The sequence below is a fragment of the Pseudomonas sp. MS01C9 genome, assembly GCF_058202755.1.
On sequence record NZ_CM177073.1, the window covers coordinates 5,659,402 to 5,674,111 of the forward strand.

16 protein-coding genes are annotated in these 14,710 nt (G+C 59.3%); 11 read left to right on the forward strand and 5 right to left on the reverse strand.

From position 1 onward, the window contains the following. The first annotated feature begins 16 nt into the window (after window positions 1-16). From AC1M7R_RS25465 to AC1M7R_RS25505, 9 genes are all read left to right on the forward strand, one after another. The gene (locus AC1M7R_RS25465; RefSeq protein WP_231991073.1) at window positions 17-1,147 is read left to right on the forward strand and encodes an aldolase catalytic domain-containing protein; all 1,131 of its coding nucleotides are present in this window, start codon (window positions 17-19) and stop codon (window positions 1,145-1,147) included. After that, window positions 1,147-2,337, forward strand: a complete 1,191-nt coding sequence (locus tag AC1M7R_RS25470) for an isocitrate/isopropylmalate dehydrogenase family protein (RefSeq protein ID WP_072398340.1) — start codon at window positions 1,147-1,149, stop codon at window positions 2,335-2,337. Before AC1M7R_RS25465 ends, AC1M7R_RS25470 begins: the two co-directional genes overlap by 1 nt. Next, on the forward strand, window positions 2,334-3,041 hold the full coding sequence (locus tag AC1M7R_RS25475) for an RraA family protein (protein WP_072398341.1): 708 nt from the start codon (window positions 2,334-2,336) through the stop codon (window positions 3,039-3,041). The genes AC1M7R_RS25470 and AC1M7R_RS25475 overlap by 4 nt, the downstream gene beginning before the upstream one ends. A 38-nt stretch (window positions 3,042-3,079) precedes the next feature. Next, window positions 3,080-4,249 (forward strand): LLM class flavin-dependent oxidoreductase, encoded by a 1,170-nt coding sequence (locus AC1M7R_RS25480; protein WP_072398342.1) that lies wholly within the window; start codon window positions 3,080-3,082, stop codon window positions 4,247-4,249. Continuing rightward, window positions 4,246-4,806 carry a flavin reductase family protein gene (locus AC1M7R_RS25485; protein WP_083526354.1) on the forward strand — a complete coding sequence of 187 codons (561 nt, stop codon included), beginning with the start codon at window positions 4,246-4,248 and terminating at the stop codon, window positions 4,804-4,806. The genes AC1M7R_RS25480 and AC1M7R_RS25485 overlap by 4 nt, the downstream gene beginning before the upstream one ends. A gap of 28 nt (window positions 4,807-4,834) precedes the next feature. Further along, entirely contained in the window at window positions 4,835-5,203 is a 369-nt protein-coding gene (locus AC1M7R_RS25490; RefSeq protein ID WP_490610092.1) for an antibiotic biosynthesis monooxygenase family protein, read from the forward strand. A gap of 61 nt (window positions 5,204-5,264) precedes the next feature. Beyond that, window positions 5,265-6,254, forward strand: coding sequence for an NAD(P)H-dependent flavin oxidoreductase (locus tag AC1M7R_RS25495; protein ID WP_072398344.1), 990 nt, complete (start codon window positions 5,265-5,267; stop codon window positions 6,252-6,254). A gap of 17 nt (window positions 6,255-6,271) precedes the next feature. Then, complete coding sequence (locus AC1M7R_RS25500; RefSeq protein WP_072431230.1) at window positions 6,272-7,048, forward strand: alpha/beta hydrolase; 777 nt, start codon at window positions 6,272-6,274, stop codon at window positions 7,046-7,048. Then, complete coding sequence (locus tag AC1M7R_RS25505; protein ID WP_072458927.1) at window positions 7,045-7,914, forward strand: DUF6282 family protein; 870 nt, start codon at window positions 7,045-7,047, stop codon at window positions 7,912-7,914. Before AC1M7R_RS25500 ends, AC1M7R_RS25505 begins: the two co-directional genes overlap by 4 nt. Before the next feature lie 125 nt (window positions 7,915-8,039). On the opposite strand, the gene AC1M7R_RS25510 is transcribed toward AC1M7R_RS25505, so the two are convergent. Beyond that, the gene (locus tag AC1M7R_RS25510) at window positions 8,040-8,792 is read right to left on the reverse strand and encodes an SDR family oxidoreductase (protein ID WP_072458928.1); all 753 of its coding nucleotides are present in this window, start codon (window positions 8,790-8,792) and stop codon (window positions 8,040-8,042) included. Window positions 8,793-8,918: 126 nt separating this feature from the next. Here AC1M7R_RS25510 and AC1M7R_RS25515 point away from each other — a divergent pair, with 126 nt between their 5' ends. Together AC1M7R_RS25515 and AC1M7R_RS25520 are read left to right on the forward strand one after the other, a co-directional pair. Further along, window positions 8,919-9,827, forward strand: coding sequence for a LysR family transcriptional regulator (locus tag AC1M7R_RS25515; protein WP_123596160.1), 909 nt, complete (start codon window positions 8,919-8,921; stop codon window positions 9,825-9,827). 231 nt (window positions 9,828-10,058) lie between these two features. Beyond that, window positions 10,059-10,604 (forward strand): hypothetical protein, encoded by a 546-nt coding sequence (locus AC1M7R_RS25520; RefSeq protein ID WP_072398349.1) that lies wholly within the window; start codon window positions 10,059-10,061, stop codon window positions 10,602-10,604. A gap of 42 nt (window positions 10,605-10,646) precedes the next feature. Here the strand turns inward: AC1M7R_RS25520 and AC1M7R_RS25525 are convergent, their stop codons facing one another. The 4 genes from AC1M7R_RS25525 to AC1M7R_RS25540 form a co-directional block, all read right to left on the reverse strand. After that, on the reverse strand, window positions 10,647-11,282 hold the full coding sequence (locus tag AC1M7R_RS25525) for a hypothetical protein (protein WP_072398350.1): 636 nt from the start codon (window positions 11,280-11,282) through the stop codon (window positions 10,647-10,649). Window positions 11,283-11,399: 117 nt separating this feature from the next. Then, window positions 11,400-12,287, reverse strand: coding sequence for a DMT family transporter (locus tag AC1M7R_RS25530; RefSeq protein WP_072398351.1), 888 nt, complete (start codon window positions 12,285-12,287; stop codon window positions 11,400-11,402). A 214-nt stretch (window positions 12,288-12,501) separates the two neighbouring features. Further along, window positions 12,502-13,590: a hypothetical protein gene (locus AC1M7R_RS25535; RefSeq protein ID WP_490610093.1), complete on the reverse strand. Its 1,089-nt coding sequence runs from the start codon at window positions 13,588-13,590 to the stop codon at window positions 12,502-12,504. 227 nt (window positions 13,591-13,817) lie between these two features. After that, entirely contained in the window at window positions 13,818-14,705 is an 888-nt protein-coding gene (locus AC1M7R_RS25540) for a MerR family transcriptional regulator (protein ID WP_072398353.1), read from the reverse strand. Between the last annotated feature and the right edge of the window lie 5 nt (window positions 14,706-14,710).

Sequence of the window (14,710 nt, forward strand, 5' to 3'; positions counted from 1 at the left end):
CTGTCGGCTGATCGTTATGCGTATACGGCTGCGCAAGACATTGTTACTCCTGGTTACCTCTGCTTATTCGAAGTTAAAGCGGCACACTTGCGTGCCTTCGAAACATGAAAAAGGGACTGTATTCATGAGCCAGATAAAGATTATCGATGTCACGCTGCGAGACGGTGGATACCGCAATGATTTCAACTTCACCGTTGATTACGCCCAGTCTGCAATTTCTCAAATGGTCGAAGCCGGCATTCCGTACTGCGAAATCGGTTACCGCAACGGTTCGTTCGTACGCAAGCACGAGCATGGGCTCACCAGCGCTGTCGACGCCCAGTACCTGAGTGCGGTCCATGACGCCGCCGCGGGGCGGATCGACTTGTGCGTCATGGTGCATCCGCACAATGTCGATGCCAGCGACTTCCAGCTGCTTCAGGAATATGGCGTGTCGATGATCAGGGTTTGCCTGCGCCGCGACCGTCTGGACGACGGGTTGGCCACCGTGCGACTGGCCAAGGCTCATGGCTTCCAGGTAAGCGCCAATATCACCCATGTCACAACCCTGGGTCCTGGGGAAATTTCCGATATGAGCCTGCGCGCGGAGAACGCCGGGGCAGACTTGCTGGTGTTCGCGGACTCCAACGGCAACATGATACCTGCCGATGTAGACCGGCTGATCACTCGGATATCCAGCCGGGTCCTGATCCCCTTGGGCTTCCATGCCCACAACAACCTTTCCCTGGCGCTTTCCAATTCCATTGCCGCCATGGATGCCGGCGCCGAATACATCGATGCTTCAATCTGTGGCATGGGCAAGGGGGCGGGCAATCTGCACCTGGGTGTTTTTGTCGCCTACCTGCACCGTGCCGGCATTCGCAATGACTATGACCTGGTGAGTGCCCTGCATTTATCCCAGCTCACCGCCGACACCGTGCCCGCCAGCAGCCTGCCATTGTCGCTGACAGATGTCATGATGGGCACCTACAACATGCCCTTCGATGTTCAGCAACGCCTGGATGATGTGATAAAGGCGTACAGCCCCGCTTCAACTTTCCACGCTTTGCAGATATTGCACGAACAGGGTAGCCGCAAGCCGGAAAAGTCTATAAAGCCATTGCCGACGACTCTATCGCCCTCCCTGGCAAGCGGAGGTATCCGCTAATGAGCCGGCGACAACAAGTATGTGTATTGCCAGGTGACGGCATTGGCGTCGAAGTTACCGACGCGGTACTGCCGTTATTCGAAGCCCTTGGATTGCCCATCGATCTAAAGTTTGGGGATATCGGTTGGAGCTGTTGGCAGAAAGAAGGAAATTGCATTCCAGATAAAACCTGGGACTTGATCAATGAAAGTGACGCCACGTTATTAGGAGCGATTACCAGCAAGCCTCTTCGTGAAGCGGAAGCGGAACTTTCATCGATACTCAGGGGAACCGGGCGAGTCTATGTTTCTCCGGTTATCCAGCTTCGCCAAAAACTTGGACTGTTTGCCAATGTACGGCCTGTCACCGATGTACTGGGCAACAACCGCTATCGTTTTTCGGTGATTCGAGAGAATACCGAGGGCCTGTATGCTGGGCTGGATTTTGCCAGCATTCCGCAGGCGTTCGAACCGATACTGGCTGAGCGCGAACGCAATGGCGCGCCATGGTCGCGAGAGAGTTGCACCGATGCCACGATGACGGTGCGCCTGCAAACCCGCGCAGGACTACTGCGCCTGTTCCGCTTTGCCTTCGAGTACGCACGCCAGCAGGGCCACGAGCGCGTCACGCTGGCGGACAAACCCAACGTCCTGCGGTACAGCGGCGCGTTTGCCCGAGAGATCCTGGAGTCGGTTGCCGCGGACTTTCCCGACATCCAGTGCAACATCGATAACGTCGACGCCGTTGCGTTGTGGATGGTCCGACGGCCCGAGCGCTTCGGGGTGATCGTGGCGGAAAACATGTTTGGCGACATTCTTTCCGACCTCGGGGCCGGGGTCATGGGTGGCCTGGGCCTGGCGCCCAGCGCAAACATCGGGGCCCAGGGTGCCTACTTCGAACCGGTCCATGGCAGCGCGCCCGCCTACGCCGGCCAACGTCGGGCCAACCCGAGCGCAATGTTCCTGTCAGTCGCGCTGATGCTCGAGCACCTCGGACATCGGCACTCCGCCCAGGCGATTCGCAACGCCGTCTCCCAGGTCGCACGCAGTGATTGCCGCACCTACGACCTGGGCGGAACGGCCAATACCTTCGAAGTGGCGGCCGCCATCGTCAAGCAAGCTCTCGAATGGGTGGCGCGGCTTGACGGGCTGACATCCCGGCAGTCCGGAGACCAGGACAAGCACGGCCTGAAAAAAGGAGCCCATGCATGAACGCCATCATTTCTCCCGCTTTGCAAAACAACCATGCGCTGCTCAAGGCCTGCGAGGCGCTCGACACCGCCAGCCTGTCAGATGCACTCGACAGCCTGGGGCTGGCCGGGGGCCTGGCCGGCCTCAACCAGCAGGTGCCAGGGACCCGTTGTATCGGCTTCGCCTACACCGTGTTGTACGAGCCAGTCCAGGAACGGAACGGCTTCAGGTCCGCCGCCAATTACATCGATGAAGTGCCGCCCGACGCGGTCATCGTTTCCAGCAATCCCGGGCGCACGGACTGCACAACCTGGGGCGACATCCTGACCCATGTGGCGATAAGCCGAGGCATTCGAGGAACGCTGATCGACGGGGCCGCGCGGGATATCGATACGGTCCAGCGCCTGAACTACCCGTTATTCAGTCGAGCCCGCTTCATGCAATCGGCGAAAAACCGAGTGCAGCTCAAGGCAACCCAGATACCCGTGCAGATATCCGGGGTGACGATCAATCCGGGCGACGTGGTGGTGTGCGATAGCAGCGGTTGCCTGGCAATTCCGGCAGACAAGGCCCAAGAGGTCATCCGGCGTGCCCAGGCTGTCGAGCAGACAGAGAAGGACATTATCCAGAGCGTGAGCAATGGCTACACCCTGGAACAGGCCCGCGCCCTGCACCGCTACGACCAGCCTTGGCTGTCATCCAAGGAAAAGCAGGCGAACGCTTGATTTCGACTTATTTCCCCATTCGAAAGAGTATTCAAGACATGACCACTGCAAACGTGTCCATTCGCAAGCCTAATCCGGTTCGCGACAGCCAGAACAAAATCAAACTCGGCGTGTTCGGTTTCAACATCGAAGGCGGTTGCACACTGACCACCGTTCCAGAGCGCCACAGGGCAGCCGATTGGCAAAGCAACCTGGCGATCGCCACACTGGCCGATCGCGCAGGCCTTGAGCTTTTGCTACCCGTGGGCCGCTGGCGAGGCTGGGAAGGCGCCAGCAATCCGATGGGCGTTTCCTACGAAACCTACACCTGGGCAGCAGGCCTGGCATCGGTCACCGAGCAGATCGCGCTGTTCACTACATCACACTTGTCCACCGTCCACCCATTGTTTGCCGCCAAGCAGGCGGCGACCATCGATCACATCAGCGGCGGTCGCTTCGGGTTGAACATGATCTGCGGTTGGTTCGGCCAGGAAATGGGCATGTTCAATGGTCACCAGCGTGACCACGATAAACGCTACGACCATGCCGATGAGTGGATAGCGATCGCTAAAAAAGCGTGGGAGGCCAACGGGTACTTTGACTACGAGGGCGAGTTCTTCAACGTCAAGCAAGGCTACGCGGAGCCCAAGCCGATCAACCGGCCGTTTCTGATGAACGCTGGTGGCTCCCCAAGGGGTCGGCAATTCTGCGCCCAACATTGCGATGCCGCGTTCCTGATCCTCAAGCATGAAGATGACGATGACACCATCCGCGCGCAGATCAAGGCCTATCGCGACCTGGCACGCCTGGAACATGGCCGGGAACTGCAGATCTGGGTCTACGCCTACGTCGTCCACGAAGACACACTGGACCAGGCGCACCAGCAACTCGACTACTACGTGACCCAGCATGGGGACGACGCGGCGCTGGATAACGTAACCCGCGAGATCGGCGTACAAAGCGGCATGTTCAAGGACGCCGCCGATGCCGAGCGTTTTCGCTTCCATTTCAAGGCCGGTTTTGCCGGCGTGCCGTTGGTGGGCACCGCCCAGATGATCGTCGACCAGATGCAGCGCTGGTCCGACCTGGGGGTGGACGGCATCAACTTGACCTGGCTGGACTACCAGAGCGGGCTTCAGCGCTTCGTCAAGGAGGTATTGCCCTTGATGGAGCAAGCCGGCCAACGCGCGCCGCACAAGCCGGGCAGGATCATGGAGGCCGTGGCATGAGCAGATATTCCCAGGCCCGCAGTGCTACGGGCAATGTCGCGGTCCTGCCGATCACCACGGACGTGGTTTCTGGCGAACTGGCGGATCAGTTCAAGCACGCCATGCGCAGGTTGACATCGAGCGTGGCGATCATTGCCAGCCGCGACGGCGATGCCCCGGTGGGCATGGTCGCGACCGCTGTGATCTCAGTCAGCACCAGCCCCCCTGCTCTACTGATATGCATCAACCGCTCAGCCAGCCTCCACAGCCCGCTCATGCTATCCGGGCGCTTTAGCGTCAACCTGTTGAGCGCGACCCATAGCGACCTGGTGCCGGTGTTCGCCGGCCAGGTCAAAGGGCCCGAACGTTTCGCCCATGGTCAATGGGAAGACATTCAAGGCCTGCCCTGCCTGGCGGATGCGCAATCGAGCCTTGTCTGCACCTTGGACAGTCACCTCAGCTACGGCACCCACGACGTGATCATCGGTCGCGTCGACGCAGTCCGGTTCGCCGACTGCATCAATCCACTGCTTTGGGAAAACGGCAGCCCGGCGATATCCGCCCGCCTGACGCAATGACCCGCCCCAATCCCAAGGAGAATGACTCATGACACAAATCGAACAATTCCAGGCACCGCAATCGGGCGAAGACCAGGCCATCTTCCTGGTGAACGTCGTCCATGTGAACCCGGGCCAGCAAGATGCCGCCCTCGCCGTCCTGCGCGAAACCGTCCAGTACGTGGCGCAAACCTACCCTGCCTTCCAGTGGAGCCGACTGTACAAGAGCCTCGATGGCAAAACGGTCATCAACCAGGCCCAATGGAGCAGTAAGGATGCCTTTGATTCGTTGTTTCAGGACGAGTCATTCATGTCACGTTATTCAGGGCTCAAGGACACCGGGACATGGGAGTTCCACCTTTACCAGGTGAGCGATTTCATTCCTCAGGCCCTGGCCGCGGCGCTCGTCGCTGAATAAATCCCAAAGCCAGAACGGGCAGGCCGAAACGGCCTGCCCGCACGAGAACAGGAGTATCGATATGGCTGAGCTCAACACGCGCCTTACACAGGCCTTCAATATTTCCCACCCGATCGTCCTCGCGCCCATGGGGGGAGCCTCTGGGGCCAGGCTGGCCACTGCGGTATCCCAGGCCGGAGGGCTGGGCCTGGTCGGCGCCAGCTATGGCGAGGAGCGGTGGATGCGCACCGAGCTGGCGCCCATGCGGGACCTGAAGCAACCATGGGGCGTTGGCCTGGTGATGTTCACCGTAGCCCGAAACATGGCGCTGCTGGACCTGGCACTGGAATACGGACCAGACGCCGTCGCATTGTCGTTTGGCGATCCTGCCGCATTCGTGCCGATCATCCATCGGGCCGGCGCGAAAGCCATCGTACAGATTCATGAGCTTGACCAGGCCACTGCGGCCCTGGACGCCGGGGCTGATGCCTTGATCGTCCAAGGTGCCGAAGCCGGCGGGCACAGCTTGCGCCGGGGCCTGATGCCATTGTTGCCTGCGGTGCAGGATCGGGTCGGGGACAAAATCCCGCTGATTGCGGCCGGCGGCATCGCAGACGGGCGTGGCGTGGCAGCGGCGCTGATGCTGGGTGCCGATGGGGTCATGCTGGGCACACGCTTGCTCGCGACCGAGGAGGCCCTGCCTTCGGCCGCGTTCAAGAAGCGCCTGATCGAATCCAGCACGTCGGACACCGTGCGCACCCGGATCTTCGATCTGGTGCGTGGCATCGAATGGCCTGAGCACTACAGCGGCCGGGCCATTGCCAACCGCTTCTCGCAAGCTTGGCTGGGGCGCGACGAGGCATTGCGAGAGGCGCCGGATTCGATTCGCCAGGACTACGCCAGGGCGGTGCTCGCTGATGATCTCGACAACCGGGCGATCTGGGCAGGTGAAGTATTGGACCTGGTAGGCGACATCAAGCCCGCCCGCCAGATCGTCCATGACCTGTTAAGCGAAACCACGCGCATCTTGCGCAACAGCCAGCAACTGCTGGCTCTCGGCAAAATCGCCTGATCATCCGGAGAAGGATTATGCAAACGTCCAATGCAGTCAGCCGCCGTTGGGGCAACGGCAATCAACTGGCAGTGGTCATGTCGCCGGTCATGCCCGTATGGGATGAAGGGCAGTTCTTCCAACCCATGATCGCACCACTGGTAAAAGCGGGTTACCGGATAGTGGTCTTCGACACGCTATCGCTGCTGGGCGACGAAAACGAATCGCTTGAAGAGTTTTCACAGCGCTGGCGCCAAGAGTTGTCGGCGTTGGGCCAGATCGATCTGCTGGTGGGATCGGCCTTGGGTGGCGCGGTCGTCCAGGCGCTACTCGGCACCAGCCTCGCCCCGCACATCAGCAAAGTGCTATTGCTGTCCTCCCCTGCCTTCGCCGATGGAATCCTCGACGGTCGACTGGGGAAGATGGCTGACCTGGCCCTGCTCGGCGATCTCGAACAAGCGCTCCAGCTACTCGACCAGCTTGTACAACCGGCGACCCGGATACGTCCCAGCGGGCCAATCGCCATCGACCAGGCCAGCGCCGCACGCCAGGCCAGGCGCCTGCACCTGGGTTTCCGGCTGCTTAATCGCCTCGACCTGCGACAAGCGAGCCACGGTTTTTCCGGCGCACTGCTGGCGGTTTATGGCGAACAGTCGCAGCTGGTGCGGGGTATAAACGTGCATGTCAACGATCAGGCCCGCCACTGCCGGTTATCCATTCCCGATGGCGGCATGCGTCCATTGCTCGACGCGCCGGCATTGGTCATGCGCACCGTGCGCGATCACCTGGGCATCAACCTGGAGGTGGCCGCATGAGCCGCCCGCTGGGTTTGTTCGAGGCTGACTTCATCGATGTGCATTATCACGCCGGTCCCGACGCGTACCTGCGGCGCCATGGCGTGATGGAGGCCGGTCGGCATTACCGCTCGTTGAACGGCTGGGTGGTGCTGAAGAACCACCTTGGCTGCAGCGCGTCCCAAGCCTGGGAGGCCAGGCAGGAAGGGCTTCCGGTTTCAGGGTCGGTGGTTCTCAATGAAATCGCCGGCGGTATCGATTTCAGGGTGGTGCAGCGTTCGCTGTGCCACCACGGGGACAGCGAAGCCCGGCTGATCGTGCACCTTCCCACCGTCACAGGTCGCTCCCACCAGTCCCGCCTCAAACGCAACAGTAGTCATTGGATTCTGGATAAATACCCCATCCGGCCGCTCACCGTCAGTCAGGAGGGGAAACTCAATGCGCAAACCCTGGATGTGCTGCGGATGGCCCGGGACTATCCGATCGTCATTTCCACCGGTCATGCCGACGCCCGGGAAGTACGTCTTTTGGTAGACGCGGCGGTGCGGTTGGATGTGCCCAGGCTTATGCTCAACCAGCCGGCCAATCCCTTGACCGGGTTGGACGCCACCGCTCTGCTGGAGCTGGCTCAAGCGCCCATGGTCTACACCGAACAAACCGCCCTGACCTATCTGCTCGGCTACCAGCCCTGGGGAGACTTCAGCAAGGTCCTGTGCGAAGTCCCCAGGGCGCTCTACAGTTCCGACCTGGGCCAGACCTCTCAGCCTGATATCGAACAATGGCAGGTAGACAGCTTGCTGTGGTTTGAAAAAATGGGGTTAGGCACTGAGCGAGCGCAGCAGGTCAGCAAAGGGCAGGCGCAGGCACTGTTGCAGCTGGCGTTGTAGTGCGCAAGGCGCGCGCTTTGTTCGCCAGTAGGTCGGCGCGTCGCTCAGCGCTGAAGCAAACCTTCAGCGCCTCGTTGCATCGGCCCGATGCCAAGTCGCTTTCGCCCAACATCCGGGCGGTGCGCTTACCCATTCAGCAGGCGGCCACCGTCAACGACGATTTCAGAACCCACGGTCCAGCGCGACTCGTCGGACGCCAGATACAGCACCGCTTTGGCAACCTCCTCGGCCGTACCGAAGCGGCCAAGCGGAACGCTTGCCGTGATCTCCTTGTTGATTTGCTCGCGATACGCATCCGCAACCCCGAGCTTATCGTACAGGGGGGTGTCGATCGGCCCGGGGCTGACGGCGTTGACACGGATACCGCGTCCCAGCAGTTCAGTCGAAAGTGTCTTCGACATGTTCAACAATGCAGCCTTCGTGGCGGCATACACGGACGAGCGGGCCGCGCCCACATGTGCGCTGATGGAGGTGTTGAGTACGATGCAAGCAGGATTCGCAAAGGCCGGCAGCAACGCCTGCATCAGGAAGTAAGGGCCTTTGACATTGATGTCGAAAGAGCGCTCGAACATCTCTGGTGTCCATTGCTCGATGGGCAGCCAGACAGATATCCCGGCATTGAGGAAAGCAACATCCAACTGGCCGTAGTGGTCCTTGACGGCTTGTGCCAGTTCCTGTTGCGCGGCAACACTGGCCGAGTCGGCCCGTAATACCAGGACTTCGGATCCCAGTTCAGCCTGAGCTTTGGCGATCGAATCGGGATTGACGCCCGTGACGATGACCCGGGCGCCTTCGGCCTGAAACTGCTTTGCGGTTTCCAGGCCGATGCCACTGGTGCCGCCAGTGATGAGAGTACGTTTACCTTGCAAGCGCGACATTTGGTTTCTCCTGGGAATAGCGACCCACACGGTCGGGATGGAGAATGTGCGCTCATGCCAACAAATAGATAAGATCCAGCTTTTGAATATGATTCATGCAGAAATTACATGAATCCAGGGAGTGGTATGGATCGGTTTCTCTTGATGTCATGCTTCGCACGCGCCGTGGAAACCGGAAGCTTTTCCGCTGCGGGCCGCGACCTGGGACTGGGGCAACCCAATGTCAGTCGCTACGTGGCGGCGCTGGAAGAGCATTTGCAGACGCGTCTGCTTCACCGCTCGACGCGAAAGCTGTCTTTGACGCCGGAGGGTGAACGCTACTATTCGGACGTGCGGCGAATCCTGGATGCGGTGGATGAATCCGAGTCGTCCTTCCGAAACATCATCGAGCCGTCGGGACTCTTGCGTGTAGCCTGCCCGACAGCGCTTGCACACGCGTTCGTGCTGCCGCACGTGCCGGCGTTTCTGGAGCGTTACCCCCAACTGACCCTGGATCTTCAGCTCAACGATCGCTACGTGGATCTGGTCAATGAAGGAACCGAACTTGCCATTCGCATCGGGCACCTGGAAGACAGCGCCCTGCGCGCCCGGCGTCTTGGATGGTACGACCGCGTCTTCGTGGCCAGCAAGGACTACCTGGGCAAACGCGGAGTCCCGCTGACACCGGATGACCTGCGCGACCACGACTGCGTCATCTACACCCTGCTGGCGTCCGGGACGACCTGGCGCTTGCGTGACGCTGAAATTGCGGTTTCCGGCAGGTTCCGGGTCAACTCGCCCGACGCCGTGAGTGCTGCGGTCACCGCAGGCTTGGGGGTGGGACATGGGCCCGCGTGGCTGTTTGAGGAAGGCTTGAGCAGTGGTCGATTGCAACTCATCCTGGCGGACCACGTCGCTCCGCCCGTCCCGGTGCAGATCGTCTATGTCGCCAACAGACTGCTCCCCACGCGGGCAATCGTGTTCATGGACTTCATGGCTGGCGTGTTCTCGAGGACTGCGGCCCTGAACGGCAATATTCCTTTTCCGGTGCCGTGAAAGGACATGGTGACTGGATTCAGAGGTCTGGATCACGGTCTGCTCCAGATCGGCCGTCTCGTCGGTTGGCCCTCATTTGAACCGTTTCGGCTCCGGCAATGAGCAAGGTTCATCGCACATCGCAGCTACCACGACGTCAGGCGTATCTGCTGCCGCAGAACTTATTCCTTGATGGCCAATAGCTATCTGCCGATAATCCCCTCCCTTCAAAAAAGCACATAAGGATTTGCTGTGAAGAAGCTCTATCTGGCTCTACCAATCTGCGCTCTGTTGCTCCAGGGCTGTGGCGTCACCATGACCCGCTATGAACCCGATTTCCAGAACGTTCAGCAGCTCAAGAAAAACGAACCCATGCAACCTCTGCGCGAAGCACAGGTAAATGCCGATTCCGGCCAAGGGTCGCTGATGGTGCGCATGAACCCGATTTCCTCCCCCGCAGGCAGCGTTCCATTGCATATCCAGGCCGCGATCAACGATGAGCTTCGCCAGGCGGGTCTGTTGGACCCACGTGCTGACCGGCAGCTGCAGGTTCAGCTGGTCAAGAGTCAGCTGACCGCAGGCATGGGCACTGGGCACGGGGAACTGGCGGCACGCTTCACGCTGCGTAAAGGTGATCAGGTGTTGTACGAGTCCACCAAGGACGTGCAACGTGAATGGGACAGTAGTTTCATTGGCGCAATCGCCATTCCGGCAGCCGCGAACAATTACAACCCGATGGTGCACGATCTGCTCAAGAGCCTGTACAGCGACCCACAGTTCACTCAAGCATTGAAGTAATCAAAAAAAGAGCCGCGATTGCGGCTCCTTTTTTCATCGGCGTCAGCCCCTTGGGATGCGGGTGTCGACAGCGGAGTATTTCATGCGGTTGGTGTCGACCCAGTTCTTCAACAGCGCATTGACCTGCCGGTTGAAGGTATCGGTGACCGCAGCCTTGGGCGTGTTGCCTGCCAGCGGCAGGAACCAGATGCCGATCCAGGTATTGATCGCATCATGATTGCTGGACTTGGCCAGGGGCTGTCCTTGATCGTCCAGGGTTTCAAGGCTCATGGTGTACTGGTCGGTTCCTACCGCGGGTATCACACCCAGTGTGAAACCACTGATGAACGCCAATACCAGCTGTCCGCCGCCTGGCGCATGGTTATAGACCTTCAGTCGAAGGCTGTAGTCGCCTGGTTGCTTCTGGAACTCGTCGAAGACCACCCGCCCGAAGAGCCCCGATTCATCGAAGGTTCGTTTCAGCTCGGGCTTGAGCATGTCACGCGCCTGTGGCACCTCGGTGGCCTTGGCATTGCCAGGTTCGCCTTGATAGAAATCGAAGTCGACATAAACGTTTGGCTTGTTCGAGTAGCTGGCCATTGAAGGCAGGTTCACGGGTGCGACTTCATCTTTGGTGAAACTGGCGCATCCACTGAGGCTCAGGGCCAAGGCGAGGCCTATGGCTTTTGCAAATTGCATATCAACTTCCTTGCGTGAATTTCTACATGCCGCTCACTGAGAGGGGCACGAATTCTAGCCGGATCCAGCTGAAATCAAAAGGCCATCATCTCTAGGCTCTCTCCCCTCGCCTGGGCTTTACCTCGCGACCCGCGCCGCGTACAAGCCGGCCGCAATGACCATGCAGCCTCCTGTCACCGTCCAGATATCGGGAAGCTCGCCAAAGAACAACAATCCAATGAGCGTAGCGAACACCAGCAGCGTGTAATTGAAAGGCTGCAAAGTAGAAGCCGTCGCATAGCGCAGGGCCTGGAACAGTAGCAGCTGGGCCACGACGCCGGTGATCGAAAGGACGCCCAGCAATGCCCATTGCAACGGATTAGGCGCGACCCAGCCGGGAAATCCCACCAGCGTGATGGCGGCCGCTCCCACCAACCCCATATAGAGCATGTTGGTGGCGAAGGCGTCGCCCTGGCTGATTCTTCGCGTCAGGACGTTGAAAACAGCGAAGCACAGCGCTGCAATCAGGGGAATAAGCGCCGCCAGCTCGAATACCCCGCTACCCGGGCGCAGGATGACCAGGGTGCCGGCAAAGCCTACCGCTGCCGCCAGCCATCGGCGGATTCCGACGAATTCCTTCAGGAAAATGCCGGCCAAAGCCAACGTCATCAACGGGAATACCGCAAAGAGTGCGTGGGTTTGCGCCAGTCCCAGATAACGCAGGCCGATGCCGAACAAGGCGATCTCGCCAATGCCGATCAGCGCGCGGATGACCTGCAGATAAGGGTGACGGGTTCTGGACGCGGCGCGCAAACCACCCTTGCAAAGGCTGTAGACGATAGCGAACGCGAGGAAGGCCCAATACCTGACCATCACCAGTTGGGTGACCGGAAGGTCCCTCACCATGACCTTGGTGATCGCGTCCTGGAACGCGAATATCATCATCGACAGCAGGCACAGGACGATCCCCAGCTGCGGGCGAGGCACCTGCTGCGCCAAGGGTATGCGTTCCATTGGGTCACTCATCAGAATCCATCGGCGTCAGCAGGTCATCAGCACACTGCCCCTTAGCTGGGCGCCTCGATATTCCAGAAACGACCTGTGGCTGGTCGAGGACGTCTGAGGTAGGACGGTAGCGTCCGGCTACGGTGCGCGAACGCTGCTTGCAGGCAAACATGAACTTTCGCCTGTCATCGCTGGAGGCGTTTGCTCAAGGCATACGCACCCGATGCGATCGGGATCAGATTTTTTTCAGTAGCCCGGTTCGTTGTATGTGCGACAGCCATAATTTAGGGTGATAGCCATCAAAAAGAGCGACTGCTTTTTCACCTCCGGCCAGATCTGCTGCTCCTATCGCTGCCCCCGCTATGGCACCTGGTGGTCCAGCCAGGAACAAACCGGCAACCGTACCGACGCCGGTGGACATCCCGAACCTGACCCAATTCGTCCATGACTTTTTGGACGGCAGCCGCTTTTCAGCCGAATCATAGGCTGCACGTACATCAAGATCGGCTTTCAGATTTCTTGCCAGCCAAGACCTCAGGTCGTGGGCTTCATCACTCAAGATGATGTCCACGATGTCTTTGATTTCCTCTTCTCGCCTCAGAGAACTTGAAGCGAGCTTTTCAAACGTTGGAAGATTCTGAACCTTATGAAGTTGCTCGATTACACCCTTTGCCGCGAAATGGTCAGCTTCTGGGGAGGCGCCTTTCAATCGTTTGATGGGGTAGCACAATTCCAATAACTGAGGTAACTCCAGATCCATTTCCATGGAGGGGACCCCGGCCAGCATCAGGTCATTCATTCTGGCGACCCCGGTTATTGCGCCACTCAGATAGTACCGCGCGCTGGGAAAGAGAAACTCATAACCTGGACGTCCTGCGTAATAAGCGAAGGCATCTTCAATGACATCCCTGGCTGGCAACCAGGTTGAGTAGTTGAATCCAATCGGGTCAACGAACGTGTCTTCTATGTCCTTGAACAGCGCATCGCGATCACTGCCATGCTTATGCATGTCCCTGTCGCGGACACTGGCGAAAAATCGATCGCGATCATACGTTTGCGGCTCGACGCCGTTTGCATGACTTAACGAGTAGGCCGGGCAAAAACGAATACGTTTTTTCTGTATCAGCAGATGGAGGGGGCCCGTATCAAAAGCCGCCTCCAGTCGGTTCAATACCGCAGCGTCGAGTGGAATCACGACTTCGTCATGAACGAGCAGACAATCCGCCAGGTAGCCAACATGATCTGAAACTGAAAAACACAGGTCAGCTGCGACACCTATGCGCTCAGGTAGCTGAAAATCAGTGGCGGATGCATTTTGATTCATTTGGCTTCCTTGCTCGAATTGGCTCTTGAAAACGTCCAGCGTAGCTCGATTGACTCTCATACAACGCCATCACTTTACCATCATTTTTTCCATGGCAAGAACCAGCGTCGTAGTGATCGCCACCCAGATATCCGCTGGCAAGGCGTGCAGGCCAACGGTCTTTTTACGGGCCAGGAGGAGTAATACTGGCGGGCTATACGTAGCGGAGCCACTGTAGGCCATGCAAATCAAAGGTCCAGGGTGCCCTTGATCAAGGCACTGAGCACCCCTGCCACATCGGCGTCCTGCTCGTTCAACAGACACAGCGGAATACCTTGCAAGGCAGCCTGCGAACCCGCCGATCCCGCCCCTGTAAGGGCCAGTGGACAGGCGATTTCCATCTGCAACGAACGCAGCCGCTTGGCCAGGATCGGGCTCACTGGTGCCTGTACCGCAATCACCAGCGCAGCAGGCTGGATCGCCGCGCAGAGCAAGGGGAGCTCCTCCAGTGGTTGCCCACAGCCGAGCACTTCGATGCGTTGTTGCCTGCCGCTCAACAGCACACCGGCGCACAGCAGTTGCAACTCGGCATGCCCTTCGGTGCCCGCCAGCAGTACGCGCGGGGCTTCGACCTGGTTCATCTGCAAGCGCAGCGTGAGGCGAGCGCGCAGGAAGGTATCGAGCAGCAGCCATTGACTGCACTCGCCAAACGCGCTGCCTGATGACAGCTCGTGCCAGGCCGGCATCAACACTTCACGCAATGCCGTTGCCCTGGGCAGGAGCGTGAACAGTTGCTGATAAGTCTCTTCCAGCGCTTGGATATCGAATGCCTTCGTGGCGCGTAATACGGCGGCGCGCCAATCCTGGATGGCATTGAGTTGCCGAGGGGGCTCATCGCGTTCGCCCTGGAGCATTTCGCCGACCTTGCTGATGGGCAGGCCATCGGAAGTCCAGCGCAGGATGTCGCGTATCCGTTGGACATCGTCGGGCGTGTACAGCCGATGCCCACCGTCGGTGCGTTGCGGGCGAATCAGCCCATGGCGCCGCTCCCAGGCACGCAGCGTCACCGGATTGATGCCGGTCAGGCTGACCACATCCCGCATGGGCAGCAGATCGGGTGAAGGGGTTTGAGTCATACGTG

What these genes read in the sequence shown, in the direction of transcription:
- AC1M7R_RS25540 (WP_072398353.1), bottom strand. Translation starts at nt 14,705, where the DNA reads ATGACTCAAACCCCTTCACCCGATCTGCTGCCCATGCGGGATGTGGTC.
- AC1M7R_RS25525 (WP_072398350.1), bottom strand. Translation starts at nt 11,282, where the DNA reads ATGCAATTTGCAAAAGCCATAGGCCTCGCCTTGGCCCTGAGCCTCAGT.
- AC1M7R_RS25480 (WP_072398342.1), top strand. Translation starts at nt 3,080, where the DNA reads ATGACCACTGCAAACGTGTCCATTCGCAAGCCTAATCCGGTTCGCGAC.
- AC1M7R_RS25465 (WP_231991073.1), top strand. Translation starts at nt 17, where the DNA reads ATGCGTATACGGCTGCGCAAGACATTGTTACTCCTGGTTACCTCTGCT.
- AC1M7R_RS25510 (WP_072458928.1), bottom strand. Translation starts at nt 8,792, where the DNA reads ATGTCGCGCTTGCAAGGTAAACGTACTCTCATCACTGGCGGCACCAGT.
- AC1M7R_RS25500 (WP_072431230.1), top strand. Translation starts at nt 6,272, where the DNA reads ATGCAAACGTCCAATGCAGTCAGCCGCCGTTGGGGCAACGGCAATCAA.
- AC1M7R_RS25515 (WP_123596160.1), top strand. Translation starts at nt 8,919, where the DNA reads ATGGATCGGTTTCTCTTGATGTCATGCTTCGCACGCGCCGTGGAAACC.
- AC1M7R_RS25535 (WP_490610093.1), bottom strand. Translation starts at nt 13,590, where the DNA reads ATGAATCAAAATGCATCCGCCACTGATTTTCAGCTACCTGAGCGCATA.
- AC1M7R_RS25505 (WP_072458927.1), top strand. Translation starts at nt 7,045, where the DNA reads ATGAGCCGCCCGCTGGGTTTGTTCGAGGCTGACTTCATCGATGTGCAT.
- AC1M7R_RS25485 (WP_083526354.1), top strand. Translation starts at nt 4,246, where the DNA reads ATGAGCAGATATTCCCAGGCCCGCAGTGCTACGGGCAATGTCGCGGTC.
- AC1M7R_RS25470 (WP_072398340.1), top strand. Translation starts at nt 1,147, where the DNA reads ATGAGCCGGCGACAACAAGTATGTGTATTGCCAGGTGACGGCATTGGC.
- AC1M7R_RS25530 (WP_072398351.1), bottom strand. Translation starts at nt 12,287, where the DNA reads ATGAGTGACCCAATGGAACGCATACCCTTGGCGCAGCAGGTGCCTCGC.
- AC1M7R_RS25495 (WP_072398344.1), top strand. Translation starts at nt 5,265, where the DNA reads ATGGCTGAGCTCAACACGCGCCTTACACAGGCCTTCAATATTTCCCAC.
- AC1M7R_RS25490 (WP_490610092.1), top strand. Translation starts at nt 4,835, where the DNA reads ATGACACAAATCGAACAATTCCAGGCACCGCAATCGGGCGAAGACCAG.
- AC1M7R_RS25475 (WP_072398341.1), top strand. Translation starts at nt 2,334, where the DNA reads ATGAACGCCATCATTTCTCCCGCTTTGCAAAACAACCATGCGCTGCTC.